At 74.2% G+C, this 18389-nt stretch carries 19 protein-coding genes and 1 pseudogene; 9 read left to right on the forward strand and 11 right to left on the reverse strand.

All coding sequences use genetic code 11. The features are described 5' to 3' along the window. Positions 1-95 precede the first annotated feature (95 nt). The 4 genes from ACSURM_RS30590 to ACSURM_RS30605 all read right to left on the reverse strand — a co-directional run bounded on the left by ACSURM_RS30590 (position 96) and on the right by ACSURM_RS30605 (position 2609). Positions 96-653: a hypothetical protein gene (locus tag ACSURM_RS30590; protein WP_436958997.1), complete on the reverse strand. Its 558-nt coding sequence runs from the start codon at positions 651-653 to the stop codon at positions 96-98. 119 nt (positions 654-772) lie between these two features. Then, positions 773-1276 (reverse strand): universal stress protein, encoded by a 504-nt coding sequence (locus tag ACSURM_RS30595; RefSeq protein ID WP_436958998.1) that lies wholly within the window; start codon positions 1274-1276, stop codon positions 773-775. A gap of 214 nt (positions 1277-1490) precedes the next feature. Further along, the gene (locus ACSURM_RS30600) at positions 1491-1697 is read right to left on the reverse strand and encodes a DUF5999 family protein (protein WP_030603474.1); all 207 of its coding nucleotides are present in this window, start codon (positions 1695-1697) and stop codon (positions 1491-1493) included. A 309-nt stretch (positions 1698-2006) separates the two neighbouring features. After that, on the reverse strand, positions 2007-2609 hold the full coding sequence (locus ACSURM_RS30605) for a hypothetical protein (RefSeq protein ID WP_436958999.1): 603 nt from the start codon (positions 2607-2609) through the stop codon (positions 2007-2009). 570 nt (positions 2610-3179) lie between these two features. Between ACSURM_RS30605 and ACSURM_RS30610 the strand changes: the two genes are divergently transcribed. Together ACSURM_RS30610 and ACSURM_RS30615 are read left to right on the forward strand one after the other, a co-directional pair. Then, entirely contained in the window at positions 3180-4697 is a 1518-nt protein-coding gene (locus ACSURM_RS30610; protein ID WP_436959000.1) for a glutamate--cysteine ligase, read from the forward strand. A 201-nt stretch (positions 4698-4898) separates the two neighbouring features. After that, positions 4899-5711, forward strand: coding sequence for a CPBP family intramembrane glutamic endopeptidase (locus tag ACSURM_RS30615; RefSeq protein ID WP_436961214.1), 813 nt, complete (start codon positions 4899-4901; stop codon positions 5709-5711). A gap of 24 nt (positions 5712-5735) precedes the next feature. Here ACSURM_RS30615 and ACSURM_RS30620 read toward each other — a convergent pair whose 3' ends face one another. After that, positions 5736-6548 (reverse strand): PhzF family phenazine biosynthesis protein, encoded by an 813-nt coding sequence (locus tag ACSURM_RS30620; RefSeq protein ID WP_436959001.1) that lies wholly within the window; start codon positions 6546-6548, stop codon positions 5736-5738. Positions 6549-6976: 428 nt separating this feature from the next. After that, positions 6977-7657, reverse strand: a complete 681-nt coding sequence (locus ACSURM_RS30625) for a class I SAM-dependent methyltransferase (protein WP_436959002.1) — start codon at positions 7655-7657, stop codon at positions 6977-6979. A 283-nt stretch (positions 7658-7940) separates the two neighbouring features. On the opposite strand from ACSURM_RS30625, the gene ACSURM_RS30630 reads away from it, so the two are divergent. Beyond that, positions 7941-8588: a PadR family transcriptional regulator gene (locus ACSURM_RS30630; protein WP_436959003.1), complete on the forward strand. Its 648-nt coding sequence runs from the start codon at positions 7941-7943 to the stop codon at positions 8586-8588. 81 nt (positions 8589-8669) lie between these two features. Here ACSURM_RS30630 and ACSURM_RS30635 read toward each other — a convergent pair whose 3' ends face one another. Continuing rightward, complete coding sequence (locus ACSURM_RS30635; protein ID WP_436959004.1) at positions 8670-9098, reverse strand: type II toxin-antitoxin system Rv0910 family toxin; 429 nt, start codon at positions 9096-9098, stop codon at positions 8670-8672. A 269-nt stretch (positions 9099-9367) separates the two neighbouring features. Here ACSURM_RS30635 and ACSURM_RS30640 point away from each other — a divergent pair, with 269 nt between their 5' ends. From ACSURM_RS30640 to ACSURM_RS30650, 3 genes are all read left to right on the forward strand, one after another. Next, positions 9368-9991: a Clp protease N-terminal domain-containing protein gene (locus ACSURM_RS30640; RefSeq protein ID WP_436959005.1), complete on the forward strand. Its 624-nt coding sequence runs from the start codon at positions 9368-9370 to the stop codon at positions 9989-9991. A 46-nt stretch (positions 9992-10037) separates the two neighbouring features. Continuing rightward, entirely contained in the window at positions 10038-11042 is a 1005-nt protein-coding gene (locus ACSURM_RS30645) for an EamA family transporter (RefSeq protein ID WP_436959006.1), read from the forward strand. Positions 11043-11236: 194 nt separating this feature from the next. Beyond that, positions 11237-12181 (forward strand): EamA family transporter, encoded by a 945-nt coding sequence (locus ACSURM_RS30650; protein WP_436959007.1) that lies wholly within the window; start codon positions 11237-11239, stop codon positions 12179-12181. Between the two features lie 115 nt (positions 12182-12296). Here the strand turns inward: ACSURM_RS30650 and ACSURM_RS30655 are convergent, their stop codons facing one another. Then, positions 12297-12983 (reverse strand): pyridoxamine 5'-phosphate oxidase family protein, encoded by a 687-nt coding sequence (locus tag ACSURM_RS30655; protein WP_436959008.1) that lies wholly within the window; start codon positions 12981-12983, stop codon positions 12297-12299. Between the two features lie 47 nt (positions 12984-13030). Between ACSURM_RS30655 and ACSURM_RS30660 the strand changes: the two are divergent. Continuing rightward, positions 13031-14361: pseudogene (locus ACSURM_RS30660) on the forward strand (aminotransferase class I/II-fold pyridoxal phosphate-dependent enzyme). Between the two features lie 163 nt (positions 14362-14524). On the opposite strand, the gene ACSURM_RS30665 reads toward ACSURM_RS30660, so the two are convergent. Beyond that, positions 14525-15484: a DMT family transporter gene (locus tag ACSURM_RS30665; protein ID WP_436959009.1), complete on the reverse strand. Its 960-nt coding sequence runs from the start codon at positions 15482-15484 to the stop codon at positions 14525-14527. A gap of 74 nt (positions 15485-15558) precedes the next feature. On the opposite strand from ACSURM_RS30665, the gene ACSURM_RS30670 reads away from it, so the two are divergent. Then, on the forward strand, positions 15559-16461 hold the full coding sequence (locus tag ACSURM_RS30670; protein WP_436959010.1) for a LysR family transcriptional regulator: 903 nt from the start codon (positions 15559-15561) through the stop codon (positions 16459-16461). 3 nt (positions 16462-16464) lie between these two features. On the opposite strand, the gene ACSURM_RS30675 is transcribed toward ACSURM_RS30670, so the two are convergent. Further along, a complete protein-coding gene (locus tag ACSURM_RS30675; RefSeq protein ID WP_436959011.1) occupies positions 16465-16935 on the reverse strand; it encodes a pyridoxamine 5'-phosphate oxidase family protein in 471 nt (156 codons plus the stop codon). 107 nt (positions 16936-17042) lie between these two features. Here ACSURM_RS30675 and ACSURM_RS30680 point away from each other — a divergent pair, with 107 nt between their 5' ends. Then, on the forward strand, positions 17043-17687 hold the full coding sequence (locus ACSURM_RS30680) for a cysteine hydrolase (RefSeq protein WP_436959012.1): 645 nt from the start codon (positions 17043-17045) through the stop codon (positions 17685-17687). A gap of 10 nt (positions 17688-17697) precedes the next feature. On the opposite strand, the gene ACSURM_RS30685 is transcribed toward ACSURM_RS30680, so the two are convergent. Beyond that, complete coding sequence (locus tag ACSURM_RS30685) at positions 17698-18168, reverse strand: Rieske (2Fe-2S) protein (RefSeq protein ID WP_436959013.1); 471 nt, start codon at positions 18166-18168, stop codon at positions 17698-17700. Between the last annotated feature and the right edge of the window lie 221 nt (positions 18169-18389).

Here is an 18389-nt window from a genome sequence, read left to right on the forward strand (position 1 = left end):
CCGTCGCCGAAGGGGGACCCGGCTCCGTGGTGTTCGAGGTCGAGGGCCAGCGGGCCTTCGGTGTCCGAGGCCGCCGCCGGCCGGCCCGGGAGCCGCTACTCCATGCCGGACGCGCGGAACACGCTGAGCGCGGTCTCGCGGTCCACGCGGCGGGCGAGGGCGTGCAGGGCGGTCGTACCGGTCAGCAGGATGCCGGCGGTCTCGGCGCGCCGGGCACCCTCGTCGAGCCGGTACCACAGGTCCGGGTTGCGGACCAGCACCTCGGGGTCGATCTCCACCCGGTGGCCCAGGGCGTCGCGCAGCACCAGCCGCCGGCTGACACCGTCCAGCGGGCGCACCGCGATCAGCAGATCGGTACGGACCCGGCGGGTGCGCCCCAGGCGGCGGGAGGCCAGCCAGCCCTGCCCGGCCGACACGCGCGCCGGGTACAGGACGAGGAGCAGCAGCAGGGCCGTCACCAGCCACAGGACGCCGCGCCACCAGGTCAGCGAGCCGGCCGCCCCGTCCAGACACAGCGACAGCCCGAGCAGCGCGGCGGCGTAGCGGACCGCGCCGCGTACCTCCCCGGCCCAGCTGCGGTCGTACGCCACGGCCGCGGTGCCGGACAGGTCCCGGCCGGTCGCCAGGGGGCGGGTGTCGTCGCGGTGCTCCATGCGAGAAACGGTAGTCCCGCGGGCGGCCCTCAGGGCCCTCCGTTGACGGCGCCCTGACGGCCGGGCGGCCGTTCTTGACGGAACCGTATCGCCGGGGCCCGGCGCGACCCGGTCCCGGCTCACAGGTCGCGGGTGTCGATGCGCAGGTGCCAGGCGTTGCGGCGGTGGACCGTCTGGAGTGGGGACGGGGGGACCGCCAGGACCGGGCAGCTCGCGTGGGCCAGGCAGTGCCGGGAGACCCGTCCCGTGAAGGCCCGCCGCAGGCCGCGCCGTCCCGCGCCCACCACCAGGACGTCGTCCTCCCGGTCCGCGATGCGCACCAGCGCCCGGCCCGGGGAGTCGCGTACGACGACGGGGTGCGTCGGCACGCCGGCCGGCTCGGCGCCGAAGACCTCGTCGAGCACCGCGGCCAGCCGCTGCTCGGCCGGTCGCTGCCACTCCCCGGCGGCGGAGCGCCGCGCGGCCGCGTCACCACCCGGTGGTGCCCAGGCCGGCACCGGCCACAGCTCGGCGCCCAGCCGTCGGGCCGGCGTGGTGGCCCACCACAGGGCCGTGACACTGCTCAGGGAACCGCTGACCCCGACCACCACCCGGGCCACCGCCGAGGTGTCGTCACCGGACATCGCTCCACCGTTCCGCACGGGCACCGGCACCACGGGTACGGGCACGAGCGGGGTGCCCGCCTGCCGAGGCTCCTTGTCTCCATCCCACCCCGGGATCGGGGATCCGACCAGCCGGGCGGCACCGGTGCCGCCCGATCCGCGAGGAGCGTCCCGGCATGCGTCGGGGCCGGTGCGCACGGGTGCGTGCGGCCGGCCCCTGGATTGCTGTGCCTGCTCAGGCGGCGGTCATCACCTGCTCCGCGCCGAGCGGGCGGTGCGGGGCGATGATGCGGCCGTCGGGCAGCAGCTCACCGGTGTCCTCGAAGAGCAGGACGCCGTTGCACAGCAGGCTCCACCCCTGCTCCGGGTGGTGCGCCACAAGGCGGGCGGACTCCCGGTCGGCGGATTCGGCTGGCGGGCACGGCGGCTGGTGCTGGCACATGGGCGGGATCTTTCGCTCTGTCGTGATCATGTCCGTCCCCCGTGATGAAAGAGTCGGTCTGTACATCCAGTGTTCTCTCCTGCGTCGCGTTCCGCAGGGTTTTCCCACCACCGCTTCTCACAGGTTCAAGACGCGTCACCCGCGCGGGCGGTTCAGCCCAACCCCCCGGTCACTTCGGGTGGTTCGCACTGACCGGAAGGGACTAGTACGGCCGGCGGGAACGCTCCGGGTACGGGTACGGCCGCCCCCCGGATCCCGAAACAGCCCTACCCCGCTTCCCGGGCGGGAAGCGGGGTAGGCGGGTGTCGGTCAGGCGGCGGGTGAACCGAGCGCGGTCGGGCCGAGCAGCGGGAGAGGAGTCGCCCGCTGGGTCAGCACCGGAAGCAGCTCGGCGACACGGAAGGGACGGTGGGCCGGAATGCCAGGCGGGGCCGGGGCCAGCGGGACCAGCAGATCGGCGGCGGCCGGATGGCCCTCCGTGCCGTCGCCGGAGTGGTCGGTGTGCAGCCACAGGGTGAGCATGTACAGCCCGGGTACGGACAACAGCCTTGGCTGGTACGGGAGTTGGAGTGCCTCGGCCTGCGCCAGGGCGCGTTCGGTGGAGGTGATGTACGGGCCTTCGAAGAAGTGCGAGAAGGTCCAGCCGTCGGGGGTGAGCATGGTGTCGGCCGCGGCCACCGCGCGGTCGCCGCACCGGATCAGGAAGCGCCAGCCGGCCAGCCGGGTCGCGGACAGGCCTTGTTCGGAGATGCGGTCCCACACATGGACCGGCAACGGGAGTTCGGGGGTCGCGGGTCCCTGCGCGGCGCGCAGGGAAGGGGTGCGCGCCTCACGGACCGCGGTGGGAGAACCGAGGGCGGCGAGGACGGAGCGCAGGGCGGGCGCGGGGGCAGGGGGCACGTGCAGCGGCATGTGGGTCGCCTCTCGTTCGACAGGCGCGGCGGCGCGAGGAGGGGGTGGGGCGGACGGCGCTGTCTGCTCACGGAAAGCCGGAGAGGTGGGGGCCCGGGTCGGGTGTGAACGAGGGTGCGGCTCGGCCCGCCCCCCGTCAACCGGGAGGGCGGTAACGCCTCGGCAACCGGGACCGAGGGTGCCACCTCTGCCGTGCGCACGAAGTTTATACGACGTTTGTTCGGCCGATGTTTCGGCTAACCGATTCCCGTTCCGGGGGCAAGGATGAATTAGGCCGTCGATTTGCCGAACTCATCCCGATTTCCGGGCCGGCCGGTCACCGCTGACCTCGCATTACGCACCGGTAGCGGTAGGCCGGATGTCGTCGGCGTTTTTCACGAGGCGTACGGGGCACCCGAGGGGGCACCCTGCGGCATGCCTCGTGAATGTGCCGCCGGGAACATTCCGACAGAGTAACCGGCGGCGGGCCGGCACGTGACGTTATCGATCGCTTCGGCTGGGCATCATCCCCCCTGACCGGGAGCCTGGCGGCCGGAGCGCCGGCCCGCCCATCCGAGGAGGGACACTTCGATGGGGGAAAAGGTCGTGGCGGGGCAGTTCGACCTGTCCGATCGCCAGCGCTATCGCGAAAAGCTCCAGAAGTGTCTGACGGGACTGGAGCGATTGCTGCGGGAGAAGCGATTCGACCGCCCCAAGAATCTTATGGGGGTGGAGATAGAATTGAATCTCGCCGGGCCCGACGGTATGCCTAAAATGTTGAACGGTGAGGTGCTGGAACGTATAGCGAGCCGTGATTTCCAAACAGAACTCGCCATGTTCAACCTTGAAGTGAACATAGCGCCCCACCGGCTGGGCGGGCGGGTGTTCGACCGGCTCGCCGAGGAGTTGCGCACCTCGCTCGCCTACGCCGACCGCAAGGCCGGCGAGGTGGACGCGGGCATCGTGATGATCGGCATCCTGCCCACCCTCGGCCGGGACGACCTGGTCTCCTCCAACCTCTCCGAGGTCGACCGCTACACCCTCCTCAACGACCAGATCGTCGCCGCCCGCGGCGAGGACTTCCGGCTCGACATCGACGGCGTGGAACACCTCGTCTGCACGTCCAAGTCGATCGTGCCCGAAGCCGCGTGCACCTCGGTGCAGCTGCACCTCCAGGTCACCCCGGACCGGTTCGCGGACGTGTGGAACGCGGCCCAGGCGGCGAGCGCCGCGCAGATCGCCGTAGGCGCCAACTCACCGTTCCTCTTCGGGCACGAGCTGTGGCGCGAGTCCCGGCCCCCGCTGTTCCTGCAGTCCACCGACACCCGGCCGCCCGAGTTGCAGGCACAGGGGGTACGGCCGCGTACCTGGTTCGGCGAGCGGTGGATCTCCTCGGCGTACGACCTGTTCGAGGAGAACCTGCGCTACTTCCCGGCGCTGCTGCCGATCTGCGACGACGAGGAGCCGCTGGAGGTCGTCGAGGCCGGCGGAGTGCCCCGGCTCGGCGAACTCGTGCTGCACAACGGCACGATCTACCGCTGGAACCGGCCGGTGTACGGCATCGCGGACGGCCGCCCGCATCTGCGCGTGGAGAACCGGGTGCTGCCCGCCGGGCCCACCATCACCGACGTCATCGCCAACGCCGCCTTCTACTACGGCCTGGTCCGGGCGCTCGCCGAGGAGTCCCGGCCGGTGTGGACGCGGCTGCCGTTCGCCGCGGCCGAGGCGAACTTCGACGCGGCGTGCCGGTACGGGATCGACGCGCGCTTCGTCTGGCCCCGCCGGGGACGCTACGGCGGCACGGGCGAGGTCGACGCGGTGACGCTGGTCCGCGACGAGTTGCTGCCGCTCGCCGCGGCCGGGCTGGACGCGTGGGGCGTGGAGGCCGCCGACCGGGACCTCTACCTGGGTGTGATCGAGGAGCGCTGCCGGCGCCGGGTCAACGGGGCGTCCTGGCAGGCGGCCACCTTCCACCGGGCGCTGGAAGGGGGCCTGTCCCGCGAGGCGGCCCTGGCGGCGACGACCCGCCGGTACGCCGAGCTGATGCACGGCGGCGAACCGGTCCACACCTGGCCGGTTGGCTTGCCGGAGCCGGTGCCGCTGGGCTGAGGGCGGGACGCGAGGCGTAACGGAGCGAAGGGGCGCACGCCGGACGGGGGCGAGGCCGTCGCACCGCGCGACGCCGCCCGGCGGCCTGTGCGGGCCGGCGCCGGGGATCCGGGTGCGTTCGGGTGCGGGCTGGTGTGCGAGGTGCGGGTACGCTTCTGCGATCCTTGCCAGGCGAAGGTGGGCCGGGGGCCCATGAGCCGGCTGGAGGCGGGAGTGCGGGTGGAGACGGACGCGGGGGCCGGATCCCCGGCGCGGGCACGTGACCCGCGGCGGACGCTGCGGGACGAGACGCTGCTCGTGCTGGCGCTCTCCCTCGGGGCGAGCGGGGTGTCCGCGCTGATCAGCTTCATCGGCTCGGTCACCAGGCCGGGCGGCCTCAAGGACCAGGCGGCCACCCTCAACGCCTCCGCCGCGCCGGGCCGCCCCTGGCTGGACCTGGCCTGGCAGCTCTTCGGCATCGCCACCGCGCTGGTCCCCGTGGCCCTCGTCGCCCACCTGCTGCTGCGCGAGGGCGCGAGCCTGCGCGTCCTCGGCTTCGACCGCACCCGCCCCTGGAGCGACCTGGCCCGGGGCGCCGGGGTCGCGGCCGTGATCGGCAGTACCGGCATCGCCTTCTACCTGGCCGCCCGCGGCCTCGGCTTCAACCTCACCGTCGTCCCCGAGGCCCTGCCGGACGTCTGGTGGAAGTACCCGGTGCTGGTGCTGTCGGCGGTGCAGAACGCGGTCCTCGAAGAGGTCATCGTCGTCGGCTATCTGCTGCGCAGGCTGGGCCAGTTGGGCTGGGGCCCGGGCGCCGCCCTGCTGGCCGGCGCGGTCCTGCGCGGCTCGTACCACCTCTACCAGGGCATCGGCGGCTTCCTCGGCAACCTGGCGATGGGCGTGGTGTTCGTCTGGCTGTACCGCCGCTGGGGGCGCGTCGGCCCGCTGGTCGTCGCCCACTCCCTGCTCGACATCGGGGCGTTCGTCGGCTACGCCCTGCTCGCGGGCAAGGTGGGCTGGCTGCCGACGGCCTGACCGCGCGGGCCGTCGGCGGGCGGCTCAGGCGCGCAGGTCGCCCTCGATGACCGTCACCGCGCGGCCGGTGAGCAGCGTCCGCGCGCCGCGCAGGCCGGTACGGACCACTCCGGTACGGCGGGATGCCTGGAGCCCGGTGAGGTCGTCACTGCCGAGCCGGGGCGACCAGTACGGGGCGAGCGCGGTGTGGGCGCTGCCGGTCACCGGGTCCTCGTCGATGCCGACGTTGGGGAAGAAGCAGCGGGAGACGTAGTCGTACCCGCGGGCGGGATCCTCGGCGCGGGCCGTGGCGATGAGGCCGCGCGCGGAGTAGGCGCCGAGGGCCTTGTGGTCGGGGGAGAGGCCGAGCACGGTCTTCTCGTCGGCCAGCTCCACCAGCAGGTCGCCGACGTCGGGCCCGGTGTCGAAGGCGGCGAGCGGCTGCGCGCCGAGCGCCTCGGCGACCCCGGCCGGCAGGTCGGCCCGGGTGAGCGGGGCGGTCGGGAAGTCCAGGGTGAGCGAGCCGTCCGCGCCGGGGGTGGCGATCAGCACGCCACTGCGGGTGGCGAACCGCACCGGCCCCTCGTGGGCGCCGGTGGTGTGCAGGACGTGGGCCGTCGCGAGGGTGGCGTGCCCGCACATGGCGACCTCGGTGACGGGGGTGAACCAGCGCAGCGCCCAGTCGGCGTCACCGCCTTCGGGCAGCGGGTGGGCGAACGCCGTCTCCGCGTGGTTCACCTCCATGGCGACGTTCTGGAGCCAGTCGTCGTCCGGGAAGACGTCGTCCAGGAGCAGGACTCCGGCCGGGTTGCCGGTGAACGGGCGGTCGGCGAAAGCGTCCACGATTCGAATGCGCATGACGCCGACGCTAGCGGCTGCGCCGGCGCCGGGACCAAGGCCAATTCGCGACGCCCGGACTGGTTTCCCGGGCCACGAGGGGCTGGACCGGATCTTCCGGGCCGCCGTGCGCCGGTGTGCGCGTCCGGTGCGGGACGGAGCCGGCCGGGAGGGGCGTGGCCGGCCACTGTGGCCGCGGTGCGGCAACCGCTCGGTACGACCTGGAAGTTCCGCAGGAGCGATCGGCACGGTTCGGCCGACGGGCCGGCGCCTTCGGCGGTCCCGGCCGTCACCGTCTCCAGCGGCGGCCGGCCGTCGACCTCCACCGCCCGCGGCTCGTCCGGCCGCCGGCCCCTGTCCGACGCCGCGTCGAGCAGGGCCCGTACGGCGCCCGGTTCGTGCGGACACCGGGTTTGCCCGGATGCCGGGCCTGCTGTGGACGGAGGGGTTCAGCGCAGCCGTCGGGCACGCAGTACCACGTCGTCGGTGTGGTGCGCGCCGGCGCCGCCTTCCGGTGCCACGCGGGGGCGCTGCTCGTTCACCTCCACCGTCCAGTCGTCGGTGAGCAGGGCGGCGACCATCGAGGGCCAGACGTAGTCAGCCGGGTCGAAGCCGCCGTCGTGCGCCTGCTGGGTGTCCATCCCCGCGTGGTGCACGAGCAGCAGCACGCCGCCGGGCGCGACGGCCGCGAGCAGCGCCCGCTCGGCCGCGGCGTCGGGGGTGCGCAGCAGGGCCGGATACTGTGCGGAGACCAGGTCGAAGGAGGCCGGCGGGAGCGCCGCCTCCGTCAGCGCGGCGTGTACCCAGCGAACGGCGACGCCCGCGTCCCGCGCGTGCCCGGCCGCCCGCTCCAGCGCCACACCCGAGACCTCGAGCGCGGTCACGTCCCAGCCGCCGCGCGCGAGCCAGACGGCGTCCGCGCCCTCGCCGCAGCCGACGTCGAGCACCCGCCCGGGCGTGAGCCCGGCGACCTCGGCGACGAGCGCACCGTTGGGCCGGCCGCTCCACAGCTGTTGCCGGTCGGCGTACCGGTTGTCCCACTCCGCCCGCACCGCGGGGTCACCGACGTAGCCGTCGGCAGGCCAGGAAGTGTCAGACGCGGGCGATCCCGCTGCGATGTTCTCGGTCACGGGCCCAACGTCACCCATCGCGGCCCGGCCACGCCACTCCTGTTGCCGCTCCGGCAAAACGGCGCCCAGGGAGCGAGGAACAGCCGGGCGCGGCCGCACTGGGAAATCGACTTCCGGCGGCAAACGGGCAGGCCGGTCAGAGGAGGTAGTCCGCGCGTGGCGCGCGGCTGACGAACCACCCGCGTGGGTATTGGCATAGCCACTGTTCCGATATATCGTTGAAGCATCGCGAACGATACGTGATGTGTACGTGACTGATCAGCGATGGGATGGAGTGATCGCCATGCGCGGCCATGGATTCGAGCGTGGGCACCGGCACGAGGGGGCCGGACGGTGGGGTGTGGGCGGCTTCGAGGGGCGGCGGGGCGCCTTCGGGCCGTTCGGGCCGGGCGGGCCGGGGTTCGGGCCCGGTGGGCCCGGGTTCGGGGCCGGTGGGCCCGGGTTCGGGGCCGGTCCCTGGGGGCCGCGCGGGCGCGGCGGTCCGCGGGGGCGGGCCCGGCGCGGTGATGTGCGCGCCTCGCTCCTGGCCCTGCTCAAGGAGCGGCCCATGCACGGCTACGAGATGATCCAGGAGATCGCCGAACGCAGCGGCGGCGCCTGGAAGCCCAGTCCCGGCTCGGTCTACCCCACCCTCCAGCTGCTGGAGGACGAGGGCCTGATCGCCAGCCGGAGCGAGGGCGGCAAGAAACTGTTCGCGCTCACCGAGAGCGGGCGCGCCGCCGCCGAGGAGGGGCCCGACGCCCCCTGGGAGGAGGCCTCGCGCGGGGTCGACTGGGAGGCCCTCGGGGAGATCCGGCAGGCCGGCTTCGGTCTGATGGAGGCATTCGGCCAGGTCTGGAAGACCGGCAGCAAGGAGCAGCGGGAGAAGGCGCTGGCCGTCCTCAACGACGCCCGCAAGAAGCTGTATCTGATCCTCGCCGACGAGCACTGAGGTCTGCGTGAGAACCGGTCCCGTCGACCCCGGCCGGCCCGTACGGTTCGCCTCGCGGTCCGCGTCCGGCGGGGTTCGCCCTCAGGTCACCAGCTCGCCCAGCCTGCGCAGTGACTCGGTCAGCGCGGTCGTCGCCGAGTCCTTGAGCCTGGCCGCCATCAGCGTCACGGCGGCGCCGGTGAACTCGCCGTCGATCCGGACCGTCGTGGCGTCCCCGTCCGGGGTCAGCGTGTAGCGGGTGGCGACGGTCACCGCCATCGGGCCCTTGCCGCGGATGGCGAGGACCCGGGCCGGCTCCAGCTCCTCGATGGTCCAGTCGACCTCCGCCGGAAAGCCCATCAGCTTCATGTTCTCCCGGAACGTCCCGCCCACGGCCAGGCTCGCGGGGCCGCCCTGCGGAAAGCCGGTGTGGGTCGCGTTCCACGCCCCGTACGACGGCCAGTCGGTGAGCCGGGCCCACACCTCCCCGGCCGGCGCCTGGATGCGTGCCTCCGCGCTGACTTCGGCCATGCGACCACCCCTTCGGATCCGGCGTACCGGGCTGCGGTGCCGCGGAACGTAGCCGCAGGGGCGCGAACATTCAATACTGACGAACCGTCAGGAAGGCCCCGGAGGTTCGGCGCGCGGACGGCAAGGCGGCGCGCGCGGAGTGGCGGCACACCGGCCGGATCTCCTCCGTAAGGATGAAATCGGGGCCGGTGATGTCCACTCCGCGTGGGACGCGAAAATGGTTCCTGTCGCGGATGTCCCGTCCCGTTGGGGCTGATGAGGTAGGGGATGTGCAACCCCGTACAGCCGACCGGACCGCCCCCGACCAAGCGGTTCCGCACCAGGACGGCGCCGCCGGGCTCGACGCGGAGCTGGCGGCGGTGGTCGCCGGTGCCCGCAGGAGGGCCGTCCGGGACGGGGACCGGCAGACCGACACCGCCCATCTGCTCCACACCCTGCTGGAACACGACCCCGAGGCCCGCGCCGCCGTGGGCGAACCACGGCGGCTCGCCCGGCTCCTCGGCTACCTCGTGCAGCGCAGCATCGGCTACGGACTGCGCTGGCGGACCGGCGTCGAGGACTCCGGCGCGCTCCCCGTCGTAGCCGCTCCGGTGGGTCGTTCGGGGCAGCCGCCCGCCGACGGCGCTGGCCGGGACGCCGATCGCTGGTCGCCCGCCGCTGCCGCGGCGCTCGTCGGCGCCCGCACCCGTGCCCGGCGCCGGAACGCCCACCGCGTCGCCGGTACCGATCTGCTCGCGGCACTCGTCGCCGACCCGGGGTCCCGGGCCGTGGAGGTGCTCGAACGCGCCGGCATCGCGGCGCACGACCTGATCGCCCGGATCGAGGCCGGGTCCGCGGCCCGCGCCGACGACGGCCGGACGGACGGCGAACGGCCCGGACCGTCCACCGGCTGAGACAGGTGTCAACAAGGATGACGCTCCTGTCGGCGCCTGTCATCATGTGCCGGTGCATACGTCTGTGAGCAGTCAGGACAGTCCCGGCAAGGGAGCCGGGCTCGGCCTCGCACTCGCCTCCGCGCTGGCCTTCGGCGGGTCCGGCGTGGCCGCGAAGCCGCTGATCGAGGCGGGCCTCGACCCGCTGCACGTGGTGTGGCTGCGGGTGGCGGGCGCCGCCCTGGTGATGCTGCCGCTCGCCGTGCGGCACCGCGCCCTGCCGCGCCGCCGGCCCGCGCTGCTCGCCGGGTTCGGACTGCTCGCCGTCGCCGGGGTCCAGGCCTGCTACTTCGCCGCGCTCTCCCGGATCCCGGTCGGTGTCGCGCTGCTCATCGAGTACCTGGCGCCCGCCCTGGTGCTGGGCTGGGTGCGGTTCGTGCAGCGGCGGCCCGTCACCCGTGCCGCCGCGCTCGGCGTGGTCCTCGCGGCCGGCGGCCTCGCCTGCGTGGTGGAGGTCTGGTCCGGGCTGAGCTTCGACGCGCTCGGCCTGGTGCTCGCCCTCGGCGCCGCCTGCTGCCAGGTCGGCTACTTCATCCTCGCCGATCAGGGCGCCGACGCGGGCGAGACGGCACCGGACCCGCTCGGGGTCATCGCCTACGGGCTGCTCGTCGGCGCCGCCGTGCTGACGGCGGTGGCCCGGCCCTGGACCATGGACTGGTCGGTGCTGGGCGGCTCCGCCGACCTGAACGGCACCGTCGTACCGGCCGCCGCCCTGCTCGCCTGGATCGTGCTCGTCGCCACGGTGATCGCGTACGTCACCGGAGTGCTGTCCGTGCGCCGGCTGTCACCGCAGGTCGCCGGGGTCGTCGCCTGCCTGGAGGCGGTCATCGCCACCGTGCTCGCCTGGGTGCTGCTCGGCGAGCACCTCTCCGCGCCGCAGGTCGCCGGCGGCGCGGTCGTCCTGGTCGGCGCCTTCATCGCCCAGTCCGCCGGCCCCGGCAAGGGCACTCCCGAACCGGTCGCCGCCGAGGGCGCGGAAACGGAGTTGTCCGCGCGGGGCACCGCGGCCTAGAGTCCCGATCATGCCGCAGAACGCACTCGTCCTTCCGCCCCCGGCCGCCTGAGGCGGGCCTCCGGGACACTCGCCCGACGCGTGTACGCGCCGGGCCGGACGGTGCTGCCCGCAGATGAGGTCAGCGCGCCCCGCCGAGGCGGGACGCCTTCGAACTTCCGCGCTGTCACGCGCTCTTCTGCGGAGAGATTCTGTTGTCGAACACTTCCTCCGGCCTGCCCGTCGGGCGCGGCCTGCTCTACCTGATCATCACCGGTGCCGCCTGGGGCACCGCGGGCGCCGCCGGATCGCTGGTCTACCGGACCAGTGACCTGGGCGCCTTCGCCCTCTCCTTCTGGCGCTGCGCGCTGGGGCTCGCCCTGCTGCTGGCCGGGCGCCTGCTGCGCCCGCGCGCCGGCCGCACCGCCCCCGCCCGGCCGGCACGCCGCGCGGTCACGAGGATCCTGGCCACCGGAGCCGCCCTCGCCGTGTTCCAGACCGCGTACTTCGCGGCGGTCGCGTCGACCGGGCTGGCCGTGGCCACCGTCGTCACCCTCGGCGCGGGTCCCGTGCTGATAGCGCTCGGCGCCCGGCCGCTGCTCGGCGAGCGGCTGGGCGCGGGCGGTGCCGCGGCCGTCGCGGGCGCGCTCGCCGGGCTGGCCGTGCTCACCCTGGGCGGCTCGGCCTCGACCGTCCGTCCGGCCGGGGTGCTGCTCGCCGTGGTCTCGGCGGCGGGCTACGGCGCCATGACCCTGCTCACCCGCCGGTGGGGGAGGGGCGGCGGCGACAGCGCCGGCACCACGGTGGGTGCCTTCGCCGTGACCAGCCTGTGCCTGCTGCCGTTCGCCGTCCACGAGGGGCTGCTGCCGCACACCGCCCACCCGGTCCGGCTGCTGTGCCTGCTGCTCTACATCGCCGCCGTGCCGACGGCCCTCGCGTACGCGTTCTACTTCGCGGGAGCCGCGGTCGTCCGGTCCGCCACCGTCTCCGTGATCATGCTGCTGGAGCCGGTGACCGCTGCCGTACTCGCAGTGCTCCTGCTCGGCGAACGGCTCACGGCGGCCACGGCGGCAGGCACCCTGCTGATGCTCGGCGCCGTGGCGGGCCTGGCCGTGAGCGAGGCCCGCGCGTCCGGCCGCCCGGCGCCGACGGTGGTGTGACCGGCCGGCCGTCCATGGGCGACCGTCTCCTGCGGCCCGTCCGGAGCCGGCCGTGGTGTGGCCGGTGGTCACCCCGGGCCGTTCGCCCTCGGGCGGACGGCCCCCGGGCGGACCGTCACCGCCGCAGCGCCGCCAGATAGTCCGGCAGCTCGGTCCCGGGCGCCAGGTCGCCGTTGGGGACGGGAGCCTCGTAGCCCTTGCGGAGCGGGACGACGCCGGCCCAGTGCGGCAGGGCGAGGTCCTCGGGCTCGTCGTTGGCGTCGCCGGTGCGGACCTTGGCCGAGACCTCCTCCAGGTCCAGGCGGATCACCGCGGTGGCGGCCAGCTCCTTCTTGCTGGCGGGCCGGGAGTCGGCGGCCCGGCCCGGTACGACGTGGTCGACGAGCGCGTCCAGGGCCAGCCGCCGCTCCTCCGGGTCGGTGACTTCGTGCGCGATGCCGTGCACCACGACCGAGCGGTAGTTGACCGAGTGGTGGAAGGCGGAGCGGGCCAGCACCAGCCCGTCGACGTGGGTGACCGTCAGGCACACCGGCAGGCCCGGGTCGGCCTGCCCGGTCATCCGCAGCGGCCGGGAGCCGGTCGAGCCGTGGACGTAGAGCCGCTCGCCGACCCGGCCGTACAGCGTCGGCAGCACCACGGGGGCGCCGTCCCGGACGAAGCCGAGGTGGCAGACGTACCCCTCGTCCAGGATCGCGTGCACCAGCTCCTTGTCGTACGACGCCCGCTCGGCGGAACGCGTCGGGACGGTCCGGCCGGTCGGCGCGTAGGCGGCGGGCCGCGATTCCTCGGTGGTCCCCTGCATGGTCCCCTCCATGGCGATCTTGATTGCACTAGTGCATAATGGGCTTTGTGCTAGGAGAGTATCGGATCGAAGGGCGCGGCGCAGCCGAGATCGCGGCCAGCGTCGAACGGGCGGTCGGGTCGGGCGGGCTGGAGCCGGGGCAACTACTGCCCCCGCTAAGGGAGTTGGCGACCCGGCTGGGGGTGAACCCGAACACGGTCGCCGCCGCCTATCGCATCCTGCGCGAACGCGGGGTGATCGAGACGGCCGGCCGCCGGGGCAGCCGGGTCCGCGCCAAGCCGGCCACCACCGGCCGGGAGGAACTGCGCGTCGAGGTGCCCCCCGGCGGGCGCGACCTGTCCACGGGCAACCCCGACCCGGCCCTGCTGCCCCGCCTGGCCCCGGCCCTCGCGGCGGCGGCCGGACAGGGCGACCGGCGGCCCGTCCGCTACGGCGACGACCCCGTGGACCCGGACCTCGCCCGGCTCGCCCGCGCAGAACTCGACGCCGACGGCGTCCCCGCGGGCCCGCTGACCGTGACCTCCGGCTCCCTCGACGCCATCGAACGCGTCCTCGCCGCCCACCTCAGGCCCGGTGACACGGTCGCCGTCGAGGACCCCGGCTGGGGCAGCCTCCTGGACCTCGTCCCCGCGCTCGGCCTGCACACGGCCCCGGTCGGCGTGGACGACGACGGACCGCGCCCGGACGACCTGCGCCGCGCACTGGAGTCCGGGGCCCGCGCGCTGATCGTCACCGACCGGGCGCAGAACCCGACCGGCGCCTCGGTGACCGCCACGCGCGCGCGTGCCCTGCGCGCGGTGCTGCGCGAGCACCCGGGCACCGTGCTCATCGAGGACGACCACGGCCACGGCATCGTCGACCTGCCGCTGCACCCCCTCGCGGGCGTCACCCGCCACTGGGCCTTCGTCCGCTCCGCCGCCAAGGCATACGGCCCCGACCTGCGCCTCGCCGTCCTCACCGGGGACCCGGTCACCGTGGACCGGCTCCGCGGCCGCCAGCGCCTCGGCCCCGGCTGGGTGAGCCTGCTGCTGCAACGCGCCGTGGCCCACCTGTGGGAGCACGGCGCGGTGGACCGGGCGGCGGTGGCCCGGTCCTACGGCGCCCGGCGGGACGCCCTGGTCGACGCGCTGGCGGACCGCGGCGTCACCGCCCACGGCCGCAGCGGCATGAACGTCTGGGTCCCGGTCCCCGACGAGACGGGCGCTCTCGCCCGCCTGCTGCAGAGCGGCTGGGCGGTGGCCCCGGGCGCCCGCTTCCGCCTGGCCTCCCCGCAGGGCGTGCGGATCACGGTCTCCCCGCTCACCGGGGCGACATCACCGTACTGGCCGACGCGGTGGCGGCTGCCGTACGTCCGTCCCCGGCCCGCGTCTACGGGTGAGGGGATCCGGACGAAGGGGGGCGGGCGCTCGTCCACGGCTGAGAGCCGGGCCGAGGGCCCGGGTGCACGTCCACGGCCGAGGGGGCGCCGCCGCATGTCTACGGCTGAGCGCGCCCGGGCCGAGGGGCGCGGTCACCGGGACCCGCGCTCCGCCCCGCCTCGGTCACGCGCCCTTCCCCCGCACCTGGGTCAGCGCCGCGCCGGCCAGTACGATCACCGCCCCCACCGGCGTCGTCCACCGCAGCGACTCCCCGAGGACCGCCACCCCCGCCGCCGTGGCGATGACCGGGATGAAGTACGTGACCATCTGGGCGGTCGTGGGCCCGACCTCGGCCACCAGCCCGTACTGGAGCAGGACCGCCAGCCCCGTGCCCAGCGCGCCCAGCGCGGCGACGGCCAGCAGCGGAACGAGCGCGACGTGCCCGGGCACGCCGGCGAACAGGGGCGTCACCACCGCGAGCTGGACCGTGGCCAGCAGCAACTGCCCGCCGGTCATGGACAGATGGGAGTTGCCCGTACCGGCCAGCGTCCGCCGGACGTAGATCCAGCCCACCGGATAGCTCAGCGAGGCCAGCAGCGCCATCGCCGTGCCCGTGGCGTCCAGCCCGTGGAAGCCCTGCCAGACACCGAGCACGGTCAGCACGCCCAGGAAGCCCAGCCCGAGCCCGGCCACGCGCACCCTGCTCGGCCGGTCCTCGGACAGCGCGACCAGGGACAGGGCCATGCCCCACAGCGGGGAGGTGGCGTTGCAGATACCGGCCAGGGTGGACGGGATCGTCAGCTCGGCGTAGGCGAAGAGGGAGAACGGCAGGGCGTTCAGCAGGAACGCGGCGACCGCCATGTGCCCCCAGAGCCGGGCCCCGCGCGGCAGCCGCTCCCGCTTCACGGCCATCGTCGCCACCAGCACCGCCGTGCCGAACACCAGCCGTCCTAGGGTGACCTGGAACGGCGCGTACCCCTCGGTGCCCACCTTGATCAGCAGGAAGCTGAAGCCCCAGATCAGGGACAGGAGGCCGAAGCGCAGCCGCCAGTCCAGGCGGGCCCGGCTCCGGGCGGGGCCGGGTCCGGGGGCGGTGGCGGGGGAGGGGGTACGGCTGCGGGCGCGGGTACTGATCGTGCTCATGGCGACAACGATGCTGGAGGCAACCTCGTAGCACAATCGAGATTTTCCGCCTGGTACCTCTTAGGATCGCTTACATGTTGAACCTTGAGCGCCTGCGCACCCTGGACGCACTGGCCCGGCACGGCTCGGTCAGCGCCGCCGCCGACGCGCTGCACGTGACCACGTCCGCGGTCTCCCAGCAGCTGGGCAAGCTGGAGCGGGAGGTCGGCCAGCGGCTCCTCGCCAAGAACGGCCGGGGCGTGCGGCTCACCGACGCCGGGCGGCTGCTGTCGGAGCACGCGGCGCGCATCCTGTCCCAGGTCGAACTGGCCGAGTCCGACCTGGAGGCGCACCGCGGCCAGGTCGTCGGCGAACTGCGGCTGTCGGCGTTCCCGACCGCGGCCCGGGGCCTGTTCCCCGCCGCGCTGGGCGCGCTGCGCACCGAGCACCCGGGGCTGCGGGTGCGCTCCAGCGAGCTGGAGCCGGAGCAGGGCATCGCCGGGGTGGTCCGCGGCGATGTCGACCTGGCGGTGGTCCTGGACTGGTACAACAAGCCGATGCCCGTCCCCGACGGCCTGGTCAAGGCGCCCCTGCTGGACGATCCCGCCGAGGTCGCGATGCCCGTCGGGCACCGGCTCGCGGACCGGGACGAGGTGGACCTGGCCGAGTTCGCCGAGGACGAGTGGATCACCTGGGGCGAGGGCGAGTTCTGCCACGAGTGGCTGATGTTCACCCTGCGGTCCAAGGGCGTGGAGCCGATCGTCGGCCACCGCGCCGGCGAGAGCCACACCCAGCTCGGGCTCGTCGCCGCCGGGCTGGGCGTGTGCATCGCACCGCTGCTGGGCCGGCACCCGGTGCCCGACGGCGTGGTCCTCGTGCCGCTCAAGCAGCGGGTGCGCCGCCATGTGTACGTGATCTGGCGGGCGGACGCCGACCGCCGGCCCTCGATCCGCGCCGCGGTCCAGGCCCTGCGGGCGGCGGCCCAACGGCTCGGCTGAGCGCTACAGGCCGCCCAGCTGACGGAAGTCCCAGGACACGACCTTCTCCGGGGTCAGCCGGAGCCACGCGTGCCGGCCGTCGTGCGGCAGCTCCTCCAGGCCGAAGTACTTGCGCGCGAACAGCGTCTCGGCCGTGTCGAGTTCGGCGCACAGCTCACCCCGGCGCGGCACCTCGCCCACGGACTCCACCCGGCCGGACAGCTCCGCCCCGCGCAACTCGCCGTACTCCTCACCGGAGTCGACCACGACCGCCACCCGGGGATCGCGGCGCACCTGTGCCCAGCGCCGGCTGCGCACCACGGAGTACAGCCACAGCGATGTGCCGTCCCAGACGAACCACAGCGCGCTGACGTGCGGTGAGCCGTCGGCCGAGACGGTCGCGATCCGGCAGGTGCGCCGGACGGTGAGGAACTCGTCCAGCTCGGCCGGCGACATCATGATCCTGCGGCCCCGGCGCTGACGGATGACGGACATGCGGCCCCCTCTCTTCTCCCTTGTGCGGTCGGAGACTTATCGTGCTCCAGCCGATCCTCTGACATGGCGTCAGAAAAGAGAACCGGTCGTCTGCAAGGGGGCGCGTCATGCCGTCGTACGAGCAGCTCGGCGAACTCCTCGAGCCCGCCGGCACCGTCCTGCTCACCGTGGAGTGCCAGCAGGGGGTCGTCGGCCCGGACGGGGCCCTGCCCGAACTCGCCCGCGCGGCACGCTCCTCGGGCGCCCTGCGCAATGTGGCGAGACTGGTCGCCGCCGCCCACCGCAGCGGTGTACAGGTGATGCACGCGATCGCCGAGCGCCGCCCCGACGGCCGGGGCTCCGGCCGCAACACCCGGCTGTTCCGGGCCGCCGAGCGGCTACCCGTGCGGCAGTTGGCCGGCACCGCGGCGGTCCGGGTCGCGCCGCCGATCGAGGTCGCCGAGGAGGACCTCGTCCTGCGGCGGCTGCACGGGCTGTCCCCGCTGCACGGTACCGAGACCGACGCCCTGCTGCGCAACCTCGGCTGCCGGGTGCTGATCGTCACGGGGGTGTCGGCCAACGTGGCCGTTCCCAACGCGGTGTTCGACGCCGTCAACCTCGGCTACACCGTCGTGGTCCCGGCCGACGCCGTCGCGGGCGTGCCCGCCGACTACACGGCCGCGATGCTCCGCCACACCCTGGCGCTGGTCGCCACGGTCACGACCACCGACGAGATACTGGGCTGCCTCGGCGGGCCGCGGGAACGGCGCTGAGCGGGCCGATTCAGGCCAGCCGGATGTCGTCACTCGAGACGGTGATCCGCGCCGGGGCCAGTCCCTTCGTCGCCGGTCCCTTCCGCACGCTGCCGTCCGCCGCGGAGAACTCGCTGCCGTGACACGGGCACACGATGGTGCCGTTCGCCACGCTGCCGACCGCGCAGCCCTGGTGGGTGCACTCGGCGGAGAACGCCTTGTAGGTGCCGGCCGTCGGCTGGGTGACCACGACCCCCCGGTCCTCGAAGACCTTGCCGCCGCCCTCGGGGATGTCGGCGGTCCTGGCGAGCGCGGTGCCGCCGCCCTCCGGCGCGGCCCCGGTGGTGGCGGCCCCGGCGCCGGCGGAGTCGTCGCCCGAGCCGCAGGCGGTCAGCGCGGCGGCGAGCCCCGCGGCTCCGACCGCCGCCACGACGCTACGACGGTCCGGACCGACGCTGTGACGGTCCGGACCGACGCTGGGGTGGGACGAGGCGCTGCTCATACGACGTTTCCCTTCGGTGGAACCGGTCATGTCCGCCCTGGAGTACGGGCGTACGACCGAGGCCGTTCAGAGGGCGGAGCACGCGCGCGACACGCCCGGATATGGCGTAAAAGAGCCCACAGATCGCTCACGATGCGAGACGCGCTGTCCGCTACAACCGGTGAGTGCCATCCTCACTCGGCGCTTTGAACGCACCTTTTGTCTCGCCGGAGAACGCGGCG

This window comes from Streptomyces sp. SudanB182_2057 (genome assembly GCF_964272715.1).
In the GTDB taxonomy this organism is placed as follows: Bacteria; Actinomycetota; Actinomycetes; order Streptomycetales; family Streptomycetaceae; genus Streptomyces; species Streptomyces rubradiris.

Bases quoted from the DNA above. Each gene is read 5' to 3' on its own strand.
- ACSURM_RS30590 (WP_436958997.1), bottom strand. From the start codon at position 653: ATGGAGCACCGCGACGACACCCGCCCCCTGGCGACCGGCCGGGACCTG.
- ACSURM_RS30595 (WP_436958998.1), bottom strand. From the start codon at position 1,276: ATGTCCGGTGACGACACCTCGGCGGTGGCCCGGGTGGTGGTCGGGGTC.
- ACSURM_RS30600 (WP_030603474.1), bottom strand. From the start codon at position 1,697: ATGTGCCAGCACCAGCCGCCGTGCCCGCCAGCCGAATCCGCCGACCGG.
- ACSURM_RS30605 (WP_436958999.1), bottom strand. From the start codon at position 2,609: ATGCCGCTGCACGTGCCCCCTGCCCCCGCGCCCGCCCTGCGCTCCGTC.
- ACSURM_RS30610 (WP_436959000.1), top strand. From the start codon at position 3,180: ATGGGGGAAAAGGTCGTGGCGGGGCAGTTCGACCTGTCCGATCGCCAG.
- ACSURM_RS30620 (WP_436959001.1), bottom strand. From the start codon at position 6,548: ATGCGCATTCGAATCGTGGACGCTTTCGCCGACCGCCCGTTCACCGGC.
- ACSURM_RS30630 (WP_436959003.1), top strand. From the start codon at position 7,941: ATGCGCGGCCATGGATTCGAGCGTGGGCACCGGCACGAGGGGGCCGGA.
- ACSURM_RS30635 (WP_436959004.1), bottom strand. From the start codon at position 9,098: ATGGCCGAAGTCAGCGCGGAGGCACGCATCCAGGCGCCGGCCGGGGAG.
- ACSURM_RS30655 (WP_436959008.1), bottom strand. From the start codon at position 12,983: ATGCAGGGGACCACCGAGGAATCGCGGCCCGCCGCCTACGCGCCGACC.
- ACSURM_RS30665 (WP_436959009.1), bottom strand. From the start codon at position 15,484: ATGAGCACGATCAGTACCCGCGCCCGCAGCCGTACCCCCTCCCCCGCC.
- ACSURM_RS30670 (WP_436959010.1), top strand. From the start codon at position 15,559: ATGTTGAACCTTGAGCGCCTGCGCACCCTGGACGCACTGGCCCGGCAC.
- ACSURM_RS30675 (WP_436959011.1), bottom strand. From the start codon at position 16,935: ATGTCCGTCATCCGTCAGCGCCGGGGCCGCAGGATCATGATGTCGCCG.
- ACSURM_RS30680 (WP_436959012.1), top strand. From the start codon at position 17,043: ATGCCGTCGTACGAGCAGCTCGGCGAACTCCTCGAGCCCGCCGGCACC.
- ACSURM_RS30685 (WP_436959013.1), bottom strand. From the start codon at position 18,168: ATGAGCAGCGCCTCGTCCCACCCCAGCGTCGGTCCGGACCGTCACAGC.